The organism is Mariniflexile gromovii (assembly GCF_017814435.1).
Taxonomy (GTDB): Bacteria; Bacteroidota; Bacteroidia; order Flavobacteriales; family Flavobacteriaceae; genus Mariniflexile; species Mariniflexile gromovii.
In genome coordinates, this window is record NZ_JAGJCB010000006.1 from 1 (window position 1) to 23,794 (window position 23,794).

At 32.2% G+C, this 23,794-nt stretch carries 22 protein-coding genes; 13 read left to right on the forward strand and 9 right to left on the reverse strand.

The annotated features are described in order from the left end of the window. Nucleotides 1–213: 213 nt before the first annotated feature. The 5 genes from hisS to rpsF all read right to left on the reverse strand — a co-directional run bounded on the left by hisS (nucleotide 214) and on the right by rpsF (nucleotide 3,411). Nucleotides 214–1,584, reverse strand: a complete 1,371-nt coding sequence (hisS, locus tag J8H85_RS08125; protein WP_209654409.1) for a histidine--tRNA ligase — start codon at nucleotides 1,582–1,584, stop codon at nucleotides 214–216. A 107-nt stretch (nucleotides 1,585–1,691) separates the two neighbouring features. Beyond that, nucleotides 1,692–2,162: a DUF6495 family protein gene (locus J8H85_RS08130; RefSeq protein WP_209654410.1), complete on the reverse strand. Its 471-nt coding sequence runs from the start codon at nucleotides 2,160–2,162 to the stop codon at nucleotides 1,692–1,694. A 148-nt stretch (nucleotides 2,163–2,310) separates the two neighbouring features. Further along, entirely contained in the window at nucleotides 2,311–2,760 is a 450-nt protein-coding gene (gene rplI, locus J8H85_RS08135; RefSeq protein ID WP_209654412.1) for a 50S ribosomal protein L9, read from the reverse strand. 13 nt (nucleotides 2,761–2,773) lie between these two features. After that, nucleotides 2,774–3,070, reverse strand: a complete 297-nt coding sequence (gene rpsR / locus J8H85_RS08140; RefSeq protein ID WP_209654415.1) for a 30S ribosomal protein S18 — start codon at nucleotides 3,068–3,070, stop codon at nucleotides 2,774–2,776. A 2-nt stretch (nucleotides 3,071–3,072) separates the two neighbouring features. After that, nucleotides 3,073–3,411: a 30S ribosomal protein S6 gene (gene rpsF, locus J8H85_RS08145; RefSeq protein ID WP_209654417.1), complete on the reverse strand. Its 339-nt coding sequence runs from the start codon at nucleotides 3,409–3,411 to the stop codon at nucleotides 3,073–3,075. Nucleotides 3,412–3,620: 209 nt separating this feature from the next. Between rpsF and J8H85_RS08150 the strand changes: the two genes are divergently transcribed. After that, nucleotides 3,621–4,316, forward strand: a complete 696-nt coding sequence (locus J8H85_RS08150) for a LytR/AlgR family response regulator transcription factor (protein ID WP_132218826.1) — start codon at nucleotides 3,621–3,623, stop codon at nucleotides 4,314–4,316. 16 nt (nucleotides 4,317–4,332) lie between these two features. Here J8H85_RS08150 and priA read toward each other — a convergent pair whose 3' ends face one another. The 3 genes from priA to nadC all read right to left on the reverse strand — a co-directional run bounded on the left by priA (nucleotide 4,333) and on the right by nadC (nucleotide 8,862). Then, the gene (gene priA, locus J8H85_RS08155) at nucleotides 4,333–6,783 is read right to left on the reverse strand and encodes a replication restart helicase PriA (protein ID WP_209654419.1); all 2,451 of its coding nucleotides are present in this window, start codon (nucleotides 6,781–6,783) and stop codon (nucleotides 4,333–4,335) included. Nucleotides 6,784–6,948: 165 nt separating this feature from the next. Continuing rightward, the gene (locus J8H85_RS08160) at nucleotides 6,949–7,902 is read right to left on the reverse strand and encodes a YihY/virulence factor BrkB family protein (protein WP_209654421.1); all 954 of its coding nucleotides are present in this window, start codon (nucleotides 7,900–7,902) and stop codon (nucleotides 6,949–6,951) included. A 99-nt stretch (nucleotides 7,903–8,001) separates the two neighbouring features. Continuing rightward, nucleotides 8,002–8,862, reverse strand: a complete 861-nt coding sequence (gene nadC, locus J8H85_RS08165) for a carboxylating nicotinate-nucleotide diphosphorylase (protein ID WP_209654423.1) — start codon at nucleotides 8,860–8,862, stop codon at nucleotides 8,002–8,004. A gap of 127 nt (nucleotides 8,863–8,989) precedes the next feature. Here nadC and rlmH point away from each other — a divergent pair, with 127 nt between their 5' ends. Continuing rightward, complete coding sequence (rlmH, locus tag J8H85_RS08170; RefSeq protein WP_209654425.1) at nucleotides 8,990–9,463, forward strand: 23S rRNA (pseudouridine(1915)-N(3))-methyltransferase RlmH; 474 nt, start codon at nucleotides 8,990–8,992, stop codon at nucleotides 9,461–9,463. Nucleotides 9,464–9,495: 32 nt separating this feature from the next. Here rlmH and hpf read toward each other — a convergent pair whose 3' ends face one another. Continuing rightward, a complete protein-coding gene (hpf, locus tag J8H85_RS08175) occupies nucleotides 9,496–9,795 on the reverse strand; it encodes a ribosome hibernation-promoting factor, HPF/YfiA family (protein ID WP_209654427.1) in 300 nt (99 codons plus the stop codon). Nucleotides 9,796–9,954: 159 nt separating this feature from the next. Here hpf and J8H85_RS08180 point away from each other — a divergent pair, with 159 nt between their 5' ends. From J8H85_RS08180 to J8H85_RS08230, 11 genes are all read left to right on the forward strand, one after another. Further along, entirely contained in the window at nucleotides 9,955–10,533 is a 579-nt protein-coding gene (locus J8H85_RS08180) for a non-canonical purine NTP diphosphatase (protein WP_209654429.1), read from the forward strand. 63 nt (nucleotides 10,534–10,596) lie between these two features. Further along, on the forward strand, nucleotides 10,597–12,816 hold the full coding sequence (locus J8H85_RS08185; protein ID WP_209654431.1) for a RelA/SpoT family protein: 2,220 nt from the start codon (nucleotides 10,597–10,599) through the stop codon (nucleotides 12,814–12,816). Nucleotides 12,817–12,842: 26 nt separating this feature from the next. After that, on the forward strand, nucleotides 12,843–13,295 hold the full coding sequence (locus J8H85_RS08190; RefSeq protein WP_209654433.1) for a Fur family transcriptional regulator: 453 nt from the start codon (nucleotides 12,843–12,845) through the stop codon (nucleotides 13,293–13,295). A 13-nt stretch (nucleotides 13,296–13,308) separates the two neighbouring features. Then, complete coding sequence (locus J8H85_RS08195) at nucleotides 13,309–14,586, forward strand: adenylosuccinate synthase (protein WP_209654435.1); 1,278 nt, start codon at nucleotides 13,309–13,311, stop codon at nucleotides 14,584–14,586. Between the two features lie 68 nt (nucleotides 14,587–14,654). After that, entirely contained in the window at nucleotides 14,655–15,758 is a 1,104-nt protein-coding gene (locus J8H85_RS08200; protein ID WP_209654437.1) for a helix-turn-helix domain-containing protein, read from the forward strand. A 75-nt stretch (nucleotides 15,759–15,833) separates the two neighbouring features. Next, a complete protein-coding gene (locus J8H85_RS08205) occupies nucleotides 15,834–17,201 on the forward strand; it encodes a hypothetical protein (protein ID WP_209654439.1) in 1,368 nt (455 codons plus the stop codon). 32 nt (nucleotides 17,202–17,233) lie between these two features. After that, nucleotides 17,234–17,734: a hypothetical protein gene (locus J8H85_RS08210; protein ID WP_209654441.1), complete on the forward strand. Its 501-nt coding sequence runs from the start codon at nucleotides 17,234–17,236 to the stop codon at nucleotides 17,732–17,734. Between the two features lie 88 nt (nucleotides 17,735–17,822). Next, on the forward strand, nucleotides 17,823–18,761 hold the full coding sequence (locus J8H85_RS08215) for a M23 family metallopeptidase (RefSeq protein WP_209654443.1): 939 nt from the start codon (nucleotides 17,823–17,825) through the stop codon (nucleotides 18,759–18,761). 112 nt (nucleotides 18,762–18,873) lie between these two features. Next, entirely contained in the window at nucleotides 18,874–21,030 is a 2,157-nt protein-coding gene (locus tag J8H85_RS08220) for an OstA-like protein (RefSeq protein ID WP_209654445.1), read from the forward strand. A 3-nt stretch (nucleotides 21,031–21,033) separates the two neighbouring features. Beyond that, complete coding sequence (locus J8H85_RS08225) at nucleotides 21,034–22,215, forward strand: aspartate aminotransferase family protein (protein WP_209654446.1); 1,182 nt, start codon at nucleotides 21,034–21,036, stop codon at nucleotides 22,213–22,215. A gap of 159 nt (nucleotides 22,216–22,374) precedes the next feature. Then, nucleotides 22,375–23,763, forward strand: coding sequence for a tetratricopeptide repeat protein (locus J8H85_RS08230; protein ID WP_209654448.1), 1,389 nt, complete (start codon nucleotides 22,375–22,377; stop codon nucleotides 23,761–23,763). The last annotated feature ends 31 nt before the right edge of the window (nucleotides 23,764–23,794 follow it).

Genomic DNA, 23,794 nt, shown 5'->3' on the forward strand with positions numbered 1-23,794 from the left:
GAGTTCTTGATGAAAGGGAAGTAAAGTCTAAATCACATATTGAACATTAAAATTCAGAGCCTGTCTTAGTTCACTTTATTTCCTTTCTCTTTCTTAAATTTATAAAAACAAATCTAAAGGAGCTTGTCGAAACCGATATTGATTATCGGTAAATTGAAATATTTCGACAAGCTCAATATGACATAGAACCACACTTTTCAGGCAGCTTTTTCTTTATTTCAAATGATTTACCAATTCAGAAAGTGATACTTTAAACTGCTCTCCCGAAACCATATTTTTTAAAGTATAGGTGTTTGAAGCAACTTCCTCCTCGCCTACCAAAACCACAAACGGAATGTTACGTTTATTGGCATGATCCATTTGCTTTCGCATTTTAGCGGCATCGGGGTACAATTCAGTATGAATACCTGCCGAACGTAATTCTTTAATGGCTTTTAAACAATACAACGCTTCTCTATCTCCAAAATTAATAAATAAAACTTCTACGTTTTTAGTTACCGTTTCTGGGAACAAACCTAATTCTTCCAACACCAAATAAATACGGTCCAAACCAAAACTGATGCCTACACCACTTGTGTCTGGTTTTCCAAAAATACTGGTAAGGTCGTCATAGCGTCCGCCACCACCAATAGAACCCATTTGCACGGTTTTGGGTGCAGCAACTTCAAAAATAGCACCGGTGTAGTAGTTTAAGCCACGTGCCAACGTAACATCTAATTGTAATGTAGCTGTTTTTAAACCTAACTCTGAAATGGCTTCATTTATAAAAGCCAATTCTTCAATACCTTTTGTACCTTCTGCTGAAGAAGATAAAATGGTTTTTAAACTTTCAATTTGCGATTCAAACGAACCTGACAAGGTAAATAAGGGCTGTAATTTAGAAATCCCTTCTTCTGAAATCCCTTTGGAAAGCATTTCTTCTTTCACCTTCTCCTCACCTATTTTATCAAGCTTATCTAAAGCGACCGTAAAATCGATGAGTTTATCAGAAGCACCAATAACTTCAGCAATACCCGAAAGTATTTTACGATTATTGATTTTAATGGTGACACCTTCCAATTTTAAAGTTGAAAAAACGGTGTCGTATAATTGAATAAATTCTACTTCTTGCCAAAGCGATTTACTACCAACCACATCGGCATCGCATTGGTAAAACTCTCTAAAACGCCCTTTTTGCGGTCTGTCGGCACGCCAAACAGGTTGAATTTGGTAACGCTTAAACGGAAATTCAATCTCGTTTTGGTGTTGTACTACGTAACGTGCGAAGGGTACGGTTAGGTCGTAGCGCAGGGCTTTTTCAGAGATATTTGAAGTTAACTTTAACGAGTCCCTATTTGCATAGGCTTGCTCGTCTACCTTTGCCAAATAATCCCCAGAATTCAAAATCTTAAAAATCAAACGATCCCCTTCGTCACCATATTTTCCCATTAAGGTTTCAGAGTTTTCAAAACTTGGTGTTTCAATAGGTTGAAATCCGAACGTTTCAAAAGCACCACGAATGGTATTAAAAATATAATGGCGTTTTGCTACTTGTTCAGGATTAAAATCTCGGGTTCCTTTTGGGATGCTTGGTTTTTGAGCCATATTCAATTACGAATTACGAATTACGAATTACGAATTGGTTGTTACAACTAAACAATTCAACGTATAAACATTTAAACATTTTTTATTAGCTGCGAATTTACAAAAGACTAATTGATTAATTCATCAAAATACTTAAACAAATCGCCTTTGGTTATTACGGCACCCTGTTCAATCATTTTAAATTTATCTAGGTTTTTATCTTCGGTATAATCTTTATCGGCTTGTAAAAACTCAACACGTTCATCCATTAAATTTTCACGTAACCAATTATAGCCTTCTTTGGTGGTAATATCTACCTCTTTATTTTTTACGTTTACCACAATGGCTTTCATTTTTTTCTTTCCTAAGCGGAATAAATACATGTGTTGCGCCGAAAAATGTTCTAAATATTCTGCTTTGTTTAAAACGCCTTCCCAAATTAAATCGCTAAAAACATCCAACTCGGTTTCTGCCAATTCTGGTTTATTTACTTTTAAATTGGCCCATTCATCAGCTGTAATAGATTGGGTTGCCAAAAAATTTATAAACTCTTGGTGCAGTTCTTCAAATTGCTCTTTTGTAAGTCTTGAATATTTCATGTTTCTTCTTAATCTCCCCAAAAGTGAGGGTTTATTTAAATTAAATATCGTTCTTAAGAAACCTTAAAGGTTTTAAAAACCTGTGAGGTTTAAAAAACAACAAAAAAGCCCCAACTAGGTTGAGGCTTTTATATAAATCTATGTGAAATTACTCAGCAGCTTGTGCGATAACTTCAAAATCTAAATCTACGGTTACAGCTCTGTGTAAACGTACTACAGCAGTATATTTGCCTGTACGTTTTACAGTGGTAACTGAAATGAATTTTTTATCGATAGATTGACCTTCTTTTTCTAAAGCAGCAGCAACATCAATGTTGTTTACAGAACCGAATAATTTATCGCCTGTTCCAACTTTTGCTGGAATTTTAATTTCTAAAGCTTTGATAGCTTCAGCAATTACGTTAGCTTCATCAATTTCTTTCTTCTCTTTATAAGCACGTTGCTTTAAGTTTTCTGCCAATACTTTTTTAGCAGAAGCCGTAGCCATAACAGCATGCCCTTGTGGGATTAAAAAATTTCTACCATAACCGTTCTTAACTGTTACAACATCGTCTTTAAATCCTAAATTTTCAACGTCTTGTTTTAATATAAGTTCCATTGTTATCGGTATTTTATTTTAATAAATCTGCTACATAAGGCATTAAAGCTAAATGACGTGCTCTTTTTACAGCAACAGCCACTTTTCTTTGATACTTTAATGAAGTTCCTGTTAAACGTCTTGGTAAAATTTTACCTTGTTCGTTTATAAACTTTAATAAGAAATCTGGATCTTTGTAATCAACATACTTGATTCCAGATTTTTGAAACATACAGTACTTTTTCTTCTTGTTTGTGTCAATATTAAGAGGAGTTAAATATCTAATTTCTCCGTCTTTTTTTCCTTTAGATTGTTGTTCTATAGATGACATAATTAAGCTTTTTGTTTAAGTTTAACTCTTCTTCTCTCTGCCCATGAAATAGCGTGCTTGTCTAACGCTACTGTTAAATAACGCATAAAACGTTCGTCACGTCTAAACTCTACTTCTAAAGTGTTAATAACGTCACCTGCAACAGTGTACTCGAATAAGTGATAAAAACCACTTTTTTTGTTTTGAATAGGGTAAGCTAATTTTTTAAGCCCCCAATCTTCTTTTGATACCATCTTAGCGCCGTTAGAAACAAGAAAATCTTCGTATTTCTTTACTGTTTCCTTTATCTGGTCTTCAGATAAAACGGGATTTAAGATGAAAACAGTTTCATAATGATTCATAAAAATCGTGTTTATTGTTAAAAATGGGTGCAAAAATAGTTAATAAAAACATATTAAACAACTATATTGATACTATATTTTACCCTATATTTGCTTTTGGAAACAAATGTTAAAATTATGTTAATTTAAACTGTTTAACGATGTTTTTTGGTTTTTAGCCGAATTTTTTGTACTATTGTCGATATCTTAACCGAAATAATATAAATGTTATGACTTTAAACTGTGTAGTAGTAGACGATTCAGCAATACAGCGTCTCTCCATTGTTAAGTTAGTAGAGAATCACCCAGCTCTAAACTTAATAGCAGAGTACAGTAGTGCTTTAGAAACCAAAAATGGTTTAAACACACACCAAGTAGACTTAATCTTTTTAGACATTGAAATGCCAGTGCTAAACGGATTTGAACTTTTAGATGTTTTAAACAACAAACCTCAAATTATTTTTGTAACCGGTAAAACTGAATATGCTTTTAAAGCATTTAATTATGATGCTACCGATTATTTACACAAACCAATTACGAGAGAACGTTTTAATGTAGCCGTAGAGAAAGCTCTAGAGCAACACAAATTGACTCAAGATTTTAACGAAGAAGAAGGTGAACACATCTTTGTTAAAAGTAATTTGAAAAAACGTAAAGTTTACATCAAAGATATTAAGTGGATTGAAGCACTTGGTGATTATGTAAAACTTGTTACAGAAGAAAACAGCTTAGTAGTACTTTCTACTATGAAATCTTTTGAAAAAGAATTACCTGAGAATAAATTTTTAAGAATTCACAAATCCTACATTGTGAATTTAGATAAAATTGACAGGTTTAACAGTAAAAATGTTGAAGTTGGTGCTTACGAGATTCCTTTAAGTAGAAATAAGAAGACCCAATTGGTTGATGCTTTAAATAATATTTAGTTTTAACCAGCTAAATTTAAAAGTTATCGACATTTAAAATTACTTTAACCGACCGAAAATCTTTTACATTCAAGAAGCTATTATTTATTTTAATGATAGCTTCTTTTGTTTTTGATAAAGATTGCTTTTTAGGAATTTTTACCAATATGTTTTTATAAAACTGATTTCTAATTCTAGCAATAGGTGGCGATTCTGGTCCTAAAACATTATCTCCAAACACATTACGAAGCGATTTGGCATACCAAACGGAAGCCGTATCTACCCTACTAAAATCTTTATGCTTTAAAGTTATTTTTATTTGCTTATAAACCGGGGGATATTTGTAATTATAACGATCATTCATTTGTTCGTTATACATATCTATATAATTATTGGTAGAAACTTGCTGTAATATATTATGGTGCGGATTATAGGTTTGAATTAATACTTTCCCGCGTTCTTCAGTACGTCCCGCCCTACCCGATACTTGCAACATGAGCTGAAAACTACGTTCGTGCGCTCTAAAATCGGGGAAGTTCAGCATGTTATCAGCATTCATAATACCAACCAACTTTACATTTCTAAAATCCAAGCCTTTAGTTAACATTTGGGTTCCTACCAAAATATCAATTTCTTGTTGTTCTAATGCCGTAATAATTTTTTCGTAACCATATTTTCCGCGCGTGGTGTCTAAATCCATCCTTGCAACTTTGTAATCTGGAAATAACAATGTAACCTCGGCCTCTATTTGTTCGGTTCCAAAACCTTTATTATCCAATTCCGGACTTCCGCAAGCTTTACAGGTTTTCGGCATCACTTCAACAAACCCACAATAATGACAGCGTAATTGGTCGCGATATTGATGGTAAGTTAAACTCACATCGCAATTAGGGCACTGCGGTGAATGCCCACAGGTATGACATTCTACAATGGGTGAAAACCCGCGTCGGTTTTGAAACAGTATAATTTGATGGCCGTCGCGCAAAGCCTCCGTCATTTCTTCAATAAGTCGGTCGCTAAAATGCCCTTTCATCTGTTTCTTTTTTAGCTTATCTTTAATATCGACCAATTCAATATCGGGCATTAAAACATCATTAAAGCGCTTGGTTATTTCAACAAAGCCGTATTTATTCTGTTTCGCATTAAAAAAACTTTCCAAACTGGGGGTTGCCGAACCTAAAAGCGTTTTCGCTTCGTGTATATGTGCCAAAACAACAGCGGTATCGCGTGCATGGTAACGCGGTGCTGGGTCGAATTGTTTGAAAGACTGTTCGTGCTCTTCGTCTACAATAATCAATCCTAAACTATGGAATGGCAAAAATATAGAAGAACGTGCGCCTAAAACTATTTGCGCTTTCGCGGAATTGTTTAACACATTATTCCAAACCTCAACACGTTCATGCGACGAATATTTAGAATGGAACACTGCCACCTGTTCGCCAAAATAATTTTGTAAACGGGTAATTAGTTGTGCTGTTAATGCTATTTCTGGTAATAAATACAACACTTGTTGCCCTTTATTTAAAACGTCTTCAATAAGTTTTACATATACTTCGGTTTTACCAGAAGATGTTACACCATGAAGCAACACCACAGATTGTTCTTTAAACGATTCCTTAATTTCGGTTAATGCTATGTTTTGATATTCGTTTAAGTTTTTAGAATCTTCATTCTCATCACCCGAATACTGAACTCGATCGGTTTGAATAAAATATTCCTCAAGAATGCCTTTATCTATTAATGATTTTATAATGGCTGGGGAAGCATCGCTTTCCTTTGATAAATCGGCTACTTTTACAGGTTTTTTCGTTGTTGCCGAAATAGAAAATAAGGTTAAAATAACTTGATGCTGTTTGGGTGCCCGACTTAAATCTTCCAACAGTTTTTGAAGCGATGATTCCGATGTAAAGTTTGTGTGCAGCTTTACATATCTAACTAATTTTGGTTTGTATTTTTCATACACTTCTTCTTCTACTGAAATAGCTTCTTTTTCAATCAACCGTTTAATAACGGGAAGCACATTTTTTTTATCGAGAATATTGGAAATATCATGGATTTTCAAAGACGATTGATGTTGCAAGGCTTCATAAACCAAAAACTCATCATCTTTCAATATAGATTCATCTATAATTTTACTGTGTTTGGTAATAACCGTTTCGCTCTCTAAAATAAATGCGTTTGGTAAGGCTGCTCGCATCACATCTCCTAAGGTACACATGTAATAATTCGCAATCCATTGCCATAATTGCAATTGCTTTTCGTTAACAATTGGACCCTCATCTAATATTTGATGAATTTCTTTAGCTTCATAGGTTGTTGGTGGACTATTATGAATTTTAGCCACAATACCCGTGTAAATTTTCGATTTTCCGAAAGGCACAGATACGCGCATACCCGGTTGTAAAAATTCAGATTCAGCTATTGTAATGCTATAAGTAAACAACTTTTGAAGTGGTACGGGTATAATGACGTCTATAAAATTTGGCATAACCAAAGATAATAGGTTTCCTTTAAAAACTATCTTAGAAAATAAAATTCGGGATTAAAATTTTAAAGGAAACCTACTTCAATTTACATTAAGTACTAAGAATAAATGAGTTGGATTCACTTTGGATATATATCCCAAAGTGTATAAAATTAAAAAATATCAGTATTAATTATTCTCTTTAGGATATTTTTTTAAAAATTGAATTGATGCATTTAACTCATAACCCAACAATAAAATATTGGCATTAAGCCATAAATAAATCATGAGAATTAAAAGTGCTCCAATGGAGCCGTATAGCTTGTTATACTGACCAAAGTTTTCAATATAAATACCAAATAAATAAGACAATATTATAATAAGGGACGTTGTAAAACCAGCACCCACAGAAAAGAATTTAGAATATTTTCCTTCTTTAGTTCCAAAATAATACATGGTTGCCGTAGCTATATATACAATGAAAACGAAAAACACATATTTGGCCATATTAAACCAAAATACACTTTGCGCCTCAACATTGTACCCTTTGTTATGCAAAGTATCTAACACCCTTTGCACCACATAAATTTGAAAATAACCCAATACCGCGATGGTAAATATTAGCAAAAAAGCTAAAATTAAAGCCACTCCCAATGCATATAGATATTGCTTAAATACGTTTCTAGATAACTGCTCGTGGTAAGAGTTTTCAAAACCAGAAAACAAGGCATTCACGCCATTTGCCATAAGTGCTATAGATAATATAAATACGGATGATAACAAACCTCCTCGTTGTGAATTATCGATACCATCAAAAATGCTATCAAAGAAAAAATCGGAAGTATTTGGAGGTAAAAATGATTCTAAAAACCGAAGAAATTCAATTTTAAAATCATCTATAGGCACATAAGGGATAACAATTAGAATAAACAGTAAAAAAGGAAACAATGCCATAAAAAAACTAAAGGCAATGGCACTTGCCCTAGTGGTTAAAGCTCCTTTTACAATACCGGTAATATAGAGTTCCAATAAATCGTAGAACGATAAACCTTCTAAACCTGGTAATTTGGCTCTTTTAAAAAAACGCACCAATACATTTAATACAGGAATTTTATCGAGTTTTTCGTCAAGGGGCTTTGTCATTAATGATGTACGTTAAAATTCACAACAAAGTTATTAAAATTAAAAATGTCAGTATAATAAAAGTAAATTATACTGACATTAAAAATATAGCAAGTAAAACTACTTTATAGCTTTTAAGCTTAAATCCATATTATGAACGGAATGCGTTAATGCGCCCGATGAAATATAATTAACACCACACTCGGCATAATGCCTAATGGTAGTTTCATTTATGTTACCAGAAGATTCCGTTAAACATCTATCCCCTATCATTTTTACCGCTTTTTTGGTATCTTCATAATCGAAATTATCGAGTAAAATTCTATAAATACCATCGTTTTGCAAAATTTCTTCAACTTCAATTAAGTTTCTGGCTTCAACCATAATTTTTAAATCTTTTCCAGTGTCTTTTAAATACTGCTTGCTCATTTCTACAGCTTTAGTAATGCCTCCTGCAAAATCAATATGGTTATCTTTTAGCATGATCATATCGTATAAAGCAAACCTGTGGTTTTCACCACCACCAATTTTCACAGCCCATTTTTCTAGTACACGAATACCTGGAGTGGTTTTTCTAGTATCTAAAATTTGGGTTTTGGTGCCTTCTAACAAATCTACAAACATGCGTGTTTTTGTTGCAATAGCACTCATGCGTTGCATAGCATTAAGCACAGTACGCTCCGCTTTTAATATAGATTGCGATGAACCTTCTACATACATAACCACATCGCCATAAGTTACTTCTGTACCATCTTCAATAAGCACTTCTAGCTTCAAGTTTTTATCAACATACGCAAAAACCTTTTTAGCAAAGTTAACACCTCCAATAATACCTTTGTCTTTTACTAAAAGCTTCGCTTTTCCTCGGGCATTCTCAGGAATACATGCTAATGAACTATGATCGCCATCTCCAACATCTTCTCTAATGGCATTAGAAATTATAGATTTGACTTCTTGATCAAATTGCTCTTGTGTTATCATATTAAGGGTTGATTTGGCACAAAAATAAGAAATAGATTTACTTTTTTAAATTTTACAATTATGAATTTTATAAAATTTTCATATTTAAATTCATTATTCATAAATAGTATGTAGTAATTTTGCCATTATGACCATCAAATTAATTGCCATAGGAAAAACGGATAACAACCATTTACAATCGTTAATGGATGACTACACCAAGCGTTTAGGTTTTTATATTAAGTTTTCGATTGATATTATTCCAGATATAAAAAAGGCCAAAAACCTAAGTGAAGAACAACAAAAACAAAAAGAAGGTGAACTTATTTTAAGTAAGTTAACGGCAACAGATGTCTTAATTTTACTGGATGAAAACGGAAAACAACACGATTCGGTAGCATTTTCGGAGTATTTACAAAAACACATGAATTCTGGCATTAAACAATTAGTTTTTGTTATTGGAGGCCCCTATGGGTTTGCACAGGATGTTTATAATAAAGCAAATGGGAAACTATCATTATCTAAAATGACATTTTCCCATCAAATGATTCGCTTATTTTTTATAGAACAACTATATAGAGGATTTACTATATTAAAAAATGAACCCTACCACCATAGATAATTCGCAATTGTTAATTGATAATTGTTAATTGACTAATGTGTTTTAAAAACCTCTTTTCGTTTAGATAATTGGCGCTCTAAATCACTAATTGTCTCTCTTACAGCTACTTCAAAATTGCGTTCGGTAGAAGTAGCAAAAATTCTAGGACCTGGTAAACTTAGTTCTATATTACATATTTTACCTGTTTCATGCTTATTTTCATCTTGTTTAAAGTACACGGTAGCACTTATTAAAAATTCATATTTATTGAATAATTTTTTTAATTTTTCTTCTGTGAAATTTGATAATGTGTCACTTACATCTACTCCTACGTATTGAAAATTTACTGTCATAATAATTACTTTTTATTAATTTAACGTCATGTAAATTACATTATTTTTAATAAAATCCTTCATACTTTAATCACAAAAAAAGTTAAAATATTTCCGTATATAGATTCATTTTGAAATTTTTATAATAGTATTTTTGAAATCAATTTACATCAAATTTATATGCAACTCGTTTTCGCTACCAATAATTTAAATAAGCTTAAAGAAGTACAAGCTTTAATTCCTAATCATATCAAACTACTCAGTTTAAAAGATATTGAATGTTTTGAAGACATTCCTGAAACCCAAAACAGTATTGAAGGTAACGCTGTTCAAAAAGCGACTTATATTAAAGAAAAATACGGATACGATTGTTTTGCAGATGATACAGGTTTAGAAGTTGAGGCTTTAAATGGAGAACCTGGTGTTTTTTCCGCACGTTACGCAGGCGAACAACGCAATGATAATGATAATATGAACAAACTATTAGCGTCATTAAAAAGCAGTCCCAACAGAAACGCCCAATTTAAAACCGTAATTGCCTTACAACTTAACAACAAACAACACATCTTTACAGGTATTTGCAAAGGAGAAATTACAAAAACAAAACAAGGCGAACATGGTTTTGGATACGACCCCATTTTTAAACCCCAAGGCCATGAGAAAACATTTGCCGAAATGGATTTAAGTTTAAAAAACAGCATTGGACACCGCGGAAAAGCCGTATCGCAACTCGTTGTTTTTTTAAATGCTCAAGCTTAAAAAATCATTATAAATTTTAACAATCCTATTGGTTGTTAATATTCTTTATGTTACTTTTAAATTATGACAGAGGAAGAAATTGAAAAAGAGAATGCAGCCATTACCAAAGCCTACAAAGAGTTATTAAAAGTTAGTTACACAACATTAACCGACGATGATAAAAAACTAATTCGTAAGGCTTTTGAGATTGCATTGGACGGACATAAAGATCAGCGTAGAAAATCGGGTGAAGCCTATATTTTCCACCCCATAGCTGTTGCCAAAATTGTAGCACAAGAAATTGGGCTTGACGCCACTTCCATTGCTGCGGCATTACTGCATGATGTGGTTGAAGATAGCCCTGATTATGAAATTGCAGATATTGAAAACCTATTCGGAAAAACCGTTGCAACCATTGTAGATGGGCTTACCAAAATATCTTCATTAAGTAAAGAAAAAGACATGGATGTGTCTTTGCAAGCTGAAAATTTCAGAAAAATGCTGCTTACACTTAATGATGATGTGCGTGTAATCATTATAAAAATAGCAGACCGTTTGCACAATATGCAGACCATGGATTCAATGCGCTCAGACAAACAAGAGAAAATAGCGTCTGAAACCTTATATATTTATGCACCCTTAGCGCATCGTATAGGACTATATAATATTAAAACCAAACTTGAAGATTTAGGATTAAAATATACCGACCCCGATGTTTATAATGATATTTTATTCAAAATAAAAGAAAGCAAGGAAGAACAAGACCTTTATATAGCGCAATTTAGTGAGGTTATAAAAAAATCATTAGATAAAGAAAATTTAGCCTACACTATTAAAGGACGTCCGAAATCTATTTTTTCCATCAGAAGAAAAATGCTTAAACAAGGGGTTTCCTTTGATGAAGTATATGATAAATTCGCCATTAGAATTATTTATGCAAGCGATCCTTCCACTGAAAAATTTCTCGCTTGGAAAATTTACTCTATAGTCACTGACCATTTTAGACCGAATCCCATTCGTTTGCGCGATTGGATTTCTTCTCCAAAATCAACAGGTTACGAAGCATTGCATATAACCGTAATGGGACCAAAAGGACGCTGGGTTGAAGTACAGATACGCAGCGAACGTATGAATGAAATTGCTGAAAAAGGATATGCTGCACATTATAAATATAAACAAGAAGGCGAAAAAGAAGATAGTTTAGAAGACTGGATAAACAAACTGCAAGAAGCATTGGAAAACCCAGAAACCAACGCCGTGGATTTTGTTGAACAATTCAAACTCAATTTATACTCCAAAGAAATTTTTGTTTTCACACCTGCCGGAGAACTAAAATCGCTTCCTAAAGGTGCAACCTCATTAGATTTTGCCTTTAATATACATACCGAAGTTGGTATGAAAACCCGAGGTGCTAAAGTAAATGGCAAGTTAGTACCCTTAAATCATGTTCTACAAAGTGGAGACCAGGTAGATATTTTAACTTCTGAAACCGCAAAACCAAACCCTAACTGGTTAGACTACGCTACGACGGCCAGAGCCAGAAGTAAAATAAAATCGGCTTTACGTGAAGATAAAAAACGCATTGCCGAAGAAGGAAAAGAAATACTTCGCAGAAAATTAAAGCAGTTAAAAATAACTGTTAACGAGGCGTCTATTAACGAATTGGTAAGCTTTTTTAAACTAAAAACCAGTCTAGATTTATTTTACAGAGTTGGTATTGGCACCATAGACAATAACATGCTTAAAGACTATGCCTCTTCTAGAAGCAATGCTTTAATGAGTTACATCAAAAGTAAAATCTCTAGAAAAACAACCATCAAGAAAGAAGATATTGAGAAAGATGAAATCACTACCAATTATGATTCTTTAGTTTTTGGAAAAGAAGAAGAAAAGTTAGATTATAAATTATCTAGTTGCTGTAATCCTATTCCTGGTGATGATGTTTTTGGCTTTTTAACGGTTTCCGAAGGTATTAAAGTCCATAAAAAAACTTGTCCAAACGCATTAAGTTTACAATCCAATTATGCATATAGAATTATGCAAGCAAAATGGATAGACTCGTTACAACAAGAGTTTTCAGCACAAATACTAATTACGGGTATAGACCATATAGGCTTGGTAAACGATGTAACCAAAGTAATTTCCGAAAACATGCACGTCAATATGAAAAGTATCAGTTTTGAAAGTGATGGTGGTTTATTTTCTGGAAAAATTAATGTGGTGGTAAAAAATAATACCCTTTTAAAAAAGCTGTTAGATAAACTTAAAAAAATTAATGGTATAGATAAGGTTACTAGACAGTAAAAAAAGTGTAAATTTGCCACGAAATTATGGATGATAACGCAGAAACTAAAAATCAAGAGATAGTAAAAAACGTTTTTACTAACTTTTTAGAGAATAACGGACACCGCAAAACGCCCGAACGATACGCTATACTGCAAGAAATTTATAACAATAAAGAACATTTCGATATAGAATCTCTATATCTTAATATGAAAAATAAAAAGTATCGCGTTTCTCGTGCGACGCTTTACAATACCATAGAATTGCTTCTTGAATGTAAGTTGGTTAGAAAACACCAATTTGGGCAAAACCAAGCACATTACGAAAAATCATATTTCGATAGACAACACGATCATGTTATTTTAACTGATACTGGTGAAGTTATAGAGTTTTGTGATCCAAGAATTCAATCCATCAAAAAAACCATCGAAGAAATTTTCGATATCGAAATTAATAATCATTCACTTTATTTCTACGGAAATAGAAAATCAACTAAATAAATTTTTTTTTACAATGGCAGTAGATTTACTACTAGGACTACAATGGGGAGACGAAGGCAAAGGGAAAATTGTTGACGTACTTACCTCTAACTACAATATTATTGCACGTTTTCAAGGAGGTCCAAATGCAGGACACACACTTGTTTTTAACGGAAAAAAACATGTATTGCATACCATTCCCTCTGGAATTTTTCATGATGATACTACCAATTTAGTTGGTAACGGCGTTGTAATAGACCCTGTAATTTTTAAAGGGGAATTAGACAAACTTGAAGCGCAGGATGTAGATTACAGAAAATCCTTGGTAATTTCTCGTAAAGCACACATCATTTTACCAACACATCGTTTATTAGATGCTGCTAGTGAAGCTTCAAAAGGAAAAGCTAAAATTGGCTCTACTCTAAAAGGCATTGGGCCCACTTACATGGATAAAACCGGTAGAAACGGACTTCGTGTGGGCGATTTGGAATTAAGCGATTGGAAAGAACGCTATAGAGCATTGGCTGATAAGCACGAAAGTATGATTGCTTTTTACAATGTAGATATTGAATACAACTTAGCTGAATTGGAAACCGAATTTTTTAAAGCTATTGAAGTTTTAAAAACATTAAAATTCATTGATTCGGAAGAATTTATATACCAAGCACAAAAATCTGGACAAACCATTCTTGCTGAAGGTGCGCAAGGTTCATTGTTGGATATCGATTTTGGAACCTATCCGTTTGTAACCTCAAGTAACACCACTGCTGCGGGTGCCTGTACTGGTTTAGGTGTGGCACCAAACCAAATAGGTGAAGTTTTTGGTATTTTTAAAGCATACACAACCCGTGTGGGTTCAGGTCCCTTCCCTACCGAATTGTTTGATGAAGATGGTGCTACCATGAGTAGAGTAGGTCAAGAATTTGGTGCTACCACAGGCAGACCAAGGCGTTGCGGTTGGCTGGATTTAGTGGCACTGAAATACGCATGTCAAGTTAATGGCGTCACCCAATTAATGATGATGAAAGGCGATGTACTTTCAGGCTTTAAAACCCTAAAAGTATGTACCGCTTACAAATATAAAGGCGACATCATACACCATTTCCCATATAATATTGACCCAGAAAATGTAGAACCTATTTACACAGAGGTTGATGGTTGGAAAGAAGATTTAACACAAATGTCCGAAGGTTCTCAAATGCCTAAAGCATTAAACGAATACATAGAATTTTTAGAAAAAGAATTAGAAATCCCTATCACGATTGTTTCTGTGGGACCGGATAGAAAACAGACTATTTTTAGGAAAAAATAAACTTTAACCGTTTTTTAAATTAGATAAAAGACTGCTTAAAAAAGCAGTCTTTTTTTTATATTTGTTTTATGGATGGTTTAAATTTTAATGTTTTTAATGTTTTAATTCTTGCAGGAATAATACATGGCTTGATTTTTAGCTTTATAATTTTTCTAAATAAAAATCTAAAATCTAGCACTAATTATCTTTTAGCATTTACTATTTTGTCTTTAGCGTTTAGTAATCTGCAATATTGGTTTATAGATACAGGCATTATACCAAGATATTTATATGACAAAAATCATTTATTATTCATTCCATTCGAATTTTTAATGCTTCCTTTCTTTTTTTTATTTGTTAAGAGTTATTTGAACAAAAAGATAGGTAAATATGAAAAAGTATATCTATTTATCCCTTTCACTTTAAGTATTTTATATTTATTTTTTAGAAGCTTTCTAAATATTGAATTGAAGATTGCTAAATTTTTCAATTTAATTATCGAATATATGTCGATGATTTTCTCAATTATTGTAATTGTTTTGGTATTTAGGATGCTCATAGTTTATGAAAAAAATAATTCTAGCTATGTAGCATCGAGTGTAATTATAAAAACAAAATGGCTAAAAAGAATTCTATACATAGGTTTACTTCTTTGTACATTATGGTTTGCATCATTAAATTTACTAGAAACCTTTTTTGACAAAGGCTACTATAAGTTTTACCCTCTTTGGATTGGAGTTGCAATTTTAATCTATTGGATAGGTTATTCTGCTATTCTACAAAAACAATTATTTAATGAAAGAAAAGAAATAAGAGATAAAAAACTAAAAACATTAAAAGATAATGAGATTTCATTTTCATACACTAAAATAGACTCATTGATAATTAATAATAAACTGCATTTAAATCCTAACTTATCTCTAAAAATCATATCTAGAGAGCTTAATTTAAGTGAGGGTTATATATCGCAACTTATAAACAAAAACTCTGGTTTAAATTTTAATGATTATATAAATTTACTCAGAGTTAATGATGCTAAAGATATGATTGTAAATGGCGAATATAATAGCTACACTATTTTAGCCATAGGTTTAGAAGCTGGTTTTAATTCTAAATCTAGTTTTTATACGGCATTTAAAAAATTTACAGAGAAAACCCCTGTTGAATACAAAAAAAGTGTCCGAAATCTTTAACTTTATATGAAATCAAGACTTCATACGACTATAACTAAACTAATATTGTTTCATTAATCAATAAATCTTAAAAACATGAAACAAAAAATTTTAAAAAGGGCTCTACTATTATTCACTGTAATTTTATTTACTAATTGCAACAAAGAAGATGACAATCAAGTCTCATCTAATGATATAGAAGAGATTAAAAGTGAATTTACACTTAATAATTTCGACAATATTGCTGTTAAAAATAATTTAAGTGTAGATTGGAACAATTTTAATAAGGTTGAAGAACTTGAAAATAAATCTATTTCTTATGAATTTAATACCATTTTAAATAGCAACTCTTTTATTGAAAATGCAAAACAAAAACTTTTTTTTAAATACAAATTGATTGTTACTAAAGATGGATCTGATAGGTGGAACTTACAACTTATTAAATTTCTAACAAGCGATGAAAACAAGCTCCAAGACATATCTTATTTTTCTCCGTATAACTTTACAGGCACATTATCACATTACAACTTAAAAGGAGAGACCTTAAGTATAAAAGGTTTTGAAAATGGCTATTTAATTAGTGAATTTAATGACAAAAAAACAAAAAATGATAATATTTTTTCAAGGCAAGAAGACACAGAAATAGCATGCTCTCATTGTTATGTTTTAGTGACCACAGAGCATTATACCGATTGGTACAAGTTAGGACCTGGTGGTATTTGGACATATACACATTCCAAATTAGACTATGTGTCGCATGATTATGTATATGTAGGAGGTGAAAGCTCTGTAGCTCCTGAAGAAATTAAATTTCATGAACATACAAACCCTCAATACGGTGGTGGAAATAATCATGAAAACGAATTAATATCAGAAGAGGATGAGGTGTACATAGATTTAACCAATACCTCAAAAATCGATCCAAATGAAGAATTAAAATGTTTTGATTTAACAAAAGACGCAAAACTTACCATTTACGTTCAACAACCAAGAGAAAACTCATCAGACATTATGGGACCAAATTCTGTTGGACATGCATTTATTGGTATTGAACAAAACGGAATAGTTAGGAATTTGGGTTTTTATCCAATATCAAGTGCTAATAGTGCTCTGGTTGCTGTCGGTGCTGATTATAATTCAGAATTAAGAAGCAACAATGATTATTTATATCATGTAAATATTTCAAAAAATATATCAAACTCCCAACTAACAACAATTACTAATTACATCAAAAATTTTCCCGACACTTACAATGTTAACAACTATGCATGTGTTGATTTTGCAATAAATATAGGGAATCTAGGGGGAATGGGACTACCTTCTACAACAGTAAACAGCATAACATTTTCTGGAAGGAGTCCAGGTCAATTAGGACAAGAGATTAGGGCAATGAATTCTGATGGAGTTAAAACTATTTCAAAAACCAAAAAAAATTCACCACAAAGTCAAGGTACTTGTAATTAAAGTTTCAAAAAAAAAAATCTAATAAATGTAATATGAAAAAATCAATTTTAATAATTTTGTTTTTCGGAATTAATTTAGTTTCATGTCAAGAAATCAAAAAGGAAAATATGATAGAGCAATTCATTTCTGATTTATTTAACGAAAAAATTCCAGCAGAAAAAATAATAGATAAATATCTAGAAATAAAGTTTGATAGTAAAAATAAATTATCCCTTACTGAAAGAAAAAATACTGCAATTGGTATTATAGAAAAAACTAGAAATGGTGAAGGTAATAAAGGTACATGGCTAATACCAAATAATGAAATAAGATATATTAAAAACCCAAGAATATATTCATATAATAAGTATAAGGATTTAAGTCAAATGGAAATTAGTGGAATAGAAACAATTAAAGAAAACACATACATCTTACTGGATCCAAAAAAGGAAGAAATCTTGCAATATTTTCTTTTAAACGAAGACAATGACAAAATTATATCCTTTAGCTTATTTGTTAAGCCTGAAAATCAGGCATGGTTTTTTTCATATTAAGAATAATCACTTAAAAAGTATACACGCTTAAGAATTGAGTCATTTTTATTTAAAAAAAAATACGAACCTTCAAAATCAAAATACCCAAATGAAAAAAACCTTATACTTAGTTATTTTTATCGCTTTAGGAGTTAATTATACACTTTTATCCCAAAACGAAAAAATCACAATAAATTTTAAAAGAAACTCTGATAATAGTATTGATTTCTATTATGATAAAAAAATACCAGGTAGTTTTTATTTAAATTTAGAGTTTACAGGTTTATCAAATGCGCACAGCAAAAACCATACTGCGATAATAAAAGATGCTTCTGGGAGTTTTTTCAATTTGAGGCCCATTAACAGTAAACAACCAATAAACTTTTCTTATAAATACTCTTATTTAAGAGGCATTCCTAATCCAAAAGTGGACAGTTTGTTTACATATACTCTACCATTAAAAAAAGGTAAAACCGTCACCATTATTGAAAGCACCAATTTAAGTGAAACCTATTTTGGAAGCGAAGCTCCTTCAAAATGGAAATCATATATCATTGACAGAACATCTTCTGATACAGTTTGCAATATGAGAAAAGGCATTGTAGTTGAAATTGTTAATGAATTCACTCGAAATCCAGAAATAAACTTAAACTACACCAGTAAAATGAACAGAATTGTTGTAGAACATGAAGATGGCACTTTTGCATCCTACTCAGGTTTAAAAAAAGATGCCATTTTTGTAAGTTTGGGGCAAACAATTTATCCCCAAACCCTTATAGGTACTTTAGAAGCAATTAATGATTATACCTACAGGTTATATTTTCATATTTACTATTTAATAGATGAAAGCTTAAAAAGCAAAGAATCTACAACGCATCAAAAAAGTCAAAATGAATTTTTAACCCCTTATTTTTTAACAAAAATTGGTTCAAAAAAACTCAATAACAAAACGAATTATATTGTCGAATTTAATGAATCAATTCTTTTTAAAGAATTATCAAAAAAAGAAAAAAAACAATATTTGAAAAACTCTGAAATGTTTAAATAATGTAATTAAGCTTTTTATTTTATAACGCTCCAAAAATATTTTCGGAGCGTTTTTTGTACCAAAACAATTAAACATCATTATAATCGTTATTTTTGCGACAAACTTTTACAATTTGAAAATACAATCTATATATATCATACTGCTTTTAAGCTTCATTTCAATAACGTCTTTATTTGCCCAGGAAAAAAAGAAAATTGAAATTGTATATGCAGGTAGGCTAAATGTTGAAGAAGAACAATATCCAGGAGCAAGGGTTTTAACCCGTGATGAATCGCAACAAGTACATATTATGCAAGGCAGCATTAATATGTGGAGCGATAAAGCCATTTATTACAGCGGTGAAAATTTTATTGAAGCCTACGGAAACGTGAAATTGATTGAAGGAGACACCATCCACATGACCTCAAAATACATTGAATATAGTGGTATTACACAACTAGCCTTTGCTAGTGGCGGCGTAATTTTGAAAGATCCAAACTCCACAATTTCATCAGACACTTTGTATTATGATCGTGTAAAGCAACAAGCCTTTTATAAAAATGGTGGCACCGTTGTAAAAGACACATCGGGCACCATTACCAGTAAAATAGGCAGGTATTACATGGAACAAAAAAAATATCAATTTGTTGACGATGTAGTTTTGGTTAATAAAGACGCGACTATTAACTCCAATTATTTCGATTTTTATTCCGATACGGGTTATGCATACCTTTATGGACCTTCAACCATAGTAACCACAGAAAGTAAAACATATACCGAAAAAGGGTTTTATGATACCAAAAACAGATCGGGATATACTGTAAAAAAATCTGAAATCCATTACAACAATCGTATTATAGAAGGCGATAGTATTTATTTTGATGACAACAAAAAATTTGCATCGGCAACCAATAATATTAAAGTAACCGATACCATTAACCATAGCATCGCAAAAGGGCATTACGCTGAAGTTTTTAAAGCCCAAGACTCCTTATTCATCACAAAACGCGCCTTAATTGCAACCAAACAAGAAAACGATTCTATTTACATGCATGCCGATAAAATAATGATGACAGGGAAACCTGAAAATCGTATTGTTAGGGCTTATTACAATGCTAAAATATTCAAATCGGATATAAGTGGTAAGGCAGATTCAATCCATTCCAATCAAAAAACAGGACTCACACAATTAATTAATTTACAAAGATTTTCTTCAGTAGATAAGTTTTCAAAAAAACGAAGACCCATTCTTTGGAATGTAGAAAACCAAATGACTGGTGATTCAATTCATTTGATTTCGAATCCTAAAACCGAAAAATTAGATTCCCTCCTTGTGTTCAATAACGCCTTTGTTATCAGTAAAGACACCATTAGTAAAGATGGATATAACCAAATTTTCGGCATTCGATTAACAGGGTTGTTCAATGATGAAAATAAACTACGAAAAGTAAATATTGATAAAAATGCTGAATCTATTTTTTACGCAAGAAACGAAAATCAAGAACTTATAGGTATAGATAAAGCACGATCTGGAAGCATATCCATTCTTTTTGCTGATGGCGATATTGAAGAATACACCAGATTCAACCAAGTTGATGGTAATTTATACCCAGAATCTAAATATCCAAAAAACGAAAAGCTCTTAAAAGGTTTTGATTGGCGTGAAGATGAACGCCCACTTAGTGTTGAAGATTTATTTAAAGATGATGAACCATTGCAACTACCCATTATAAAAGGCTTAGAAGATTACATTCCACAAGATGCTTTCTTTGATGAGGAATTGTTGGAACGCGTAAAATTGGCGGGACAAGGATATATTGTAAATAGAGCAGCACAAAACATACCCCAAGATGAGACTACTATTTTTAATTTATTAAAATCTTCTAGTGACTTAAGTAATTCTGTATGGGAAAAAAATGATGTAAGGCTTAAAATAAATTCAGAAATATCTCCGAACGGAAAAAAGCTAGCTACAACAATAACTGGATTAGCTTCAACTAACAACAACGGCTCTGTTGTTCAAATAATAGAAAAAAAAGTTGGTAATTTTATCTTCTCAGTTTGGTTAAAAGGTACAGGCTCAAAAAAAATCATCTTTCAAGAGCAAGGTGGAGATTTTACAGTTTACAACTTTTCAAACATAAATTTAACTAATGAATGGAAAAAATACTCCTTAATTGCCGAGAAAGTAAATGATGGCGGTAATTTGAGATGTATAATTAATGAGATAAAAGAAAATGAAACCATTAGCGTTTGGAATCCTATGGTATCCGAGCTAACAAAAAAATAAATTTTGAAATCTGATTTCCTCAAATACCAAGCCCAAACAACCCCACACCCGTTAGCCATGGAAGTTTCACATGCCAACGGAAGTTATATTTACGACACCAATAACAAAGCCTATCTAGATTTCGTTGCTGGTGTTTCAGCTACGCCTTTAGGGCATAATCACCCAAAAGTCATAAATGCTATCAAACAACAATTAGATAAGTATTTACATGTGATGGTTTATGGAGAATACATCCAAAAACCCGCTGTAGAACTTGCTAAATTATTGGCAAAAAATCTGCCTTCCGCTTTAGAAAGCACCTATTTGGTTAATTCAGGAACTGAGGCTATTGAAGGGGCATTAAAATTAGCTAAACGTGCTACAGGCCGAAGTGAAATTATATCCGCCAATAATGCTTATCATGGCAACACCATGGGTTCTATGAGCGTTATGGGTTATGAAGAACGCAAACAGGCATTTAGACCATTATTACCAGATGTTAGGTTTATTAATTTTAACAATGAAGACGATTTAGAACTTATCACCACAAAAACTGCTGGTGTTATTTTAGAAACCATACAAGGTGGCGCTGGTTTTATTGAACCCCAAAATGGTTATTTAGAAAAAGTTAGAAAACGTTGTGATGCCGTTGGCGCTCTTTTAATTTTAGATGAAATTCAACCAGGTGTTGGTAGAACCGGAAAACTTTTTGGTTTTGAAAACTACAACTGTATTCCAGACATTTTAGTTATGGGCAAGGGCTTAGGTGGCGGTATGCCCATTGGTGCTTTTACAGCGTCCAGTAAATTGATGAACTTACTGCAAGACAAACCAAAACTGGGACATATAACTACCTTTGGCGGGCACCCCGTAATAGCGGCCTCAGCACTTGCTACCTTAAAAGAAATAACCGAAAGTAATTTAATGGCACAAGCGTTAGAAAAAGAACAGTTATTCCGTAAACTTTTGGTGCATCCATTAATTGAAGATGTTCGTGGAAAAGGCCTCATGCTTGCTATTATTACGCCTTCTGCAGATATAACAAATTCGGTTATTTTGCAGTGCCAAGATAACGGTTTGATACTCTTTTGGTTACTTTTTGAACCTAAAGCGATACGAATTACCCCGCCTTTAACCATCTCAAACGACGAAATCATTAAAGGATGTACTATTATTATTGATATTTTAAATAAAATTTACAAATAACATTTACAACATAACTTTTTGAAAACCAATAAATAAGACTGATTTATTTTTACAAAAAACAAAAGTGTTCATTACTTTGTTAAAAACATTTGAGTTTTACGACTAATAAAAAGGAATAGAAGCTTAAATTTATTCAAGTAGAACTTTACAAATGTGCTTATGGAGTTTAGTCATGATGACAATAACGATTTACCATTAACCAAGTTTGAATCGATGCTAAAAACAAATCATGTTTTGTTCTTCGATTCCGAAGAATTTGAAAACATCATTCACCACTATCTTAATCAAGGTAAAATAGCTTTAGCTAAAAAGGCCATAAAATTGGGCTTAGATCAGCATCCTACATCTATCAATTTAAGGCTTTTCAAAGTTGAAATTTATGTCTTTGAAGATAAACTTATTCAAGCGGATACCTTGTTGAACGAGCTCTACAATTTAGACCCAATGAATGAAGAAATTTTCATTCAAAAGGCTAATATTTTCTCTAAAAAAGATGACCACGAGCAAGCCATTCAAGTATTGAAAAAAGCTTTGGAATTAACTGATGATGTGGTAGATCTGTATTCCCTTATAGGAATGGAGTACTTATTCTTAGACCAATTTGAAGAAGCCAAAGAATTCTTTATGAAATGTTTAGAAGAAGACATTGAGGATTATTCGGCACTTTACAACATTATCTATTGTTTTGAATTTTTAAATCAAACCGAAGAAGCCATCGAATATTTGAATGTCTTCTTGGATAAAAATCCATACTGCGAAGTCGCATGGCACCAATTAGGAAAACAGTATTACACGCTTAAAAATTACAAAAAAGCATTAGCTGCCTTTGATTTTGCCATCATTTCAGACGATACTTTTGTGGGCGCCTATATTGAACGTGGTAAAGTACTGGAAAAACTAAAACGTTTTGAAGAAGCTATTGAAAATTACACCATTACCCTTCAGTTAGATGAACCAACATCATTCGCACTTTTACGCATTGGTTTTTGCTATGAAAAATTGAGAAATGATGATTTAGCGGTTCAATATTACTATAAAACAGTGCATGAAGACCCATTATTGGATAAAGGTTGGATTGCTATTACAAGATATTATAACCGAAAACGTAACTACCAAAAAGCACTATATTACATTAACAAAGCCATCAATATTGATTCTGAAAATGTAACCTATTGGAAATTATATTCTCAAATAAACCATCGTTTAAACCATTTTGAAGAAGCCGAACGCGGATTTAAAAAAACATTAGAGCTAGGTAATTACGAATTAAGCACTTGGTTGTCCCGTGGCGATTTATTAATTAAATTGGGAGAACCCGAAGCAGCTATTTTAAATTTTGAACAAGCTGTGGAATTTTATCCAGAAAACGCCGAATTGGAATACCGATTGGCCGGTTGTTATTTTTCTTTAAATGAAAATGAAAAAGGTTTATTCCACTTAAAAAATGGCTTACGCTATAATGAGGACTACACTTTTATAATCGATGAACTTTTCCCGGAAGTTGCCAATAAAATGCTTGTTAAAAATTTCCTAAAAGAAAATCAATAGCCAAACGTCAAGCTAAAATCCATACCTTTGG

Coding starts and splice junctions, on each gene's coding strand:
- hisS (WP_209654409.1), bottom strand. CDS start 1,584: ATGGCTCAAAAACCAAGCATCCCAAAAGGAACCCGAGATTTTAATCCT.
- J8H85_RS08130 (WP_209654410.1), bottom strand. CDS start 2,162: ATGAAATATTCAAGACTTACAAAAGAGCAATTTGAAGAACTGCACCAA.
- rplI (WP_209654412.1), bottom strand. CDS start 2,760: ATGGAACTTATATTAAAACAAGACGTTGAAAATTTAGGATTTAAAGAC.
- rpsR (WP_209654415.1), bottom strand. CDS start 3,070: ATGTCATCTATAGAACAACAATCTAAAGGAAAAAAAGACGGAGAAATT.
- rpsF (WP_209654417.1), bottom strand. CDS start 3,411: ATGAATCATTATGAAACTGTTTTCATCTTAAATCCCGTTTTATCTGAA.
- J8H85_RS08150 (WP_132218826.1), top strand. CDS start 3,621: ATGACTTTAAACTGTGTAGTAGTAGACGATTCAGCAATACAGCGTCTC.
- priA (WP_209654419.1), bottom strand. CDS start 6,783: ATGCCAAATTTTATAGACGTCATTATACCCGTACCACTTCAAAAGTTG.
- J8H85_RS08160 (WP_209654421.1), bottom strand. CDS start 7,902: ATGACAAAGCCCCTTGACGAAAAACTCGATAAAATTCCTGTATTAAAT.
- nadC (WP_209654423.1), bottom strand. CDS start 8,862: ATGATAACACAAGAGCAATTTGATCAAGAAGTCAAATCTATAATTTCT.
- rlmH (WP_209654425.1), top strand. CDS start 8,990: ATGACCATCAAATTAATTGCCATAGGAAAAACGGATAACAACCATTTA.
- hpf (WP_209654427.1), bottom strand. CDS start 9,795: ATGACAGTAAATTTTCAATACGTAGGAGTAGATGTAAGTGACACATTA.
- J8H85_RS08180 (WP_209654429.1), top strand. CDS start 9,955: ATGCAACTCGTTTTCGCTACCAATAATTTAAATAAGCTTAAAGAAGTA.
- J8H85_RS08185 (WP_209654431.1), top strand. CDS start 10,597: ATGACAGAGGAAGAAATTGAAAAAGAGAATGCAGCCATTACCAAAGCC.
- J8H85_RS08190 (WP_209654433.1), top strand. CDS start 12,843: ATGGATGATAACGCAGAAACTAAAAATCAAGAGATAGTAAAAAACGTT.
- J8H85_RS08195 (WP_209654435.1), top strand. CDS start 13,309: ATGGCAGTAGATTTACTACTAGGACTACAATGGGGAGACGAAGGCAAA.
- J8H85_RS08200 (WP_209654437.1), top strand. CDS start 14,655: ATGGATGGTTTAAATTTTAATGTTTTTAATGTTTTAATTCTTGCAGGA.
- J8H85_RS08205 (WP_209654439.1), top strand. CDS start 15,834: ATGAAACAAAAAATTTTAAAAAGGGCTCTACTATTATTCACTGTAATT.
- J8H85_RS08210 (WP_209654441.1), top strand. CDS start 17,234: ATGAAAAAATCAATTTTAATAATTTTGTTTTTCGGAATTAATTTAGTT.
- J8H85_RS08215 (WP_209654443.1), top strand. CDS start 17,823: ATGAAAAAAACCTTATACTTAGTTATTTTTATCGCTTTAGGAGTTAAT.
- J8H85_RS08230 (WP_209654448.1), top strand. CDS start 22,375: ATGGAGTTTAGTCATGATGACAATAACGATTTACCATTAACCAAGTTT.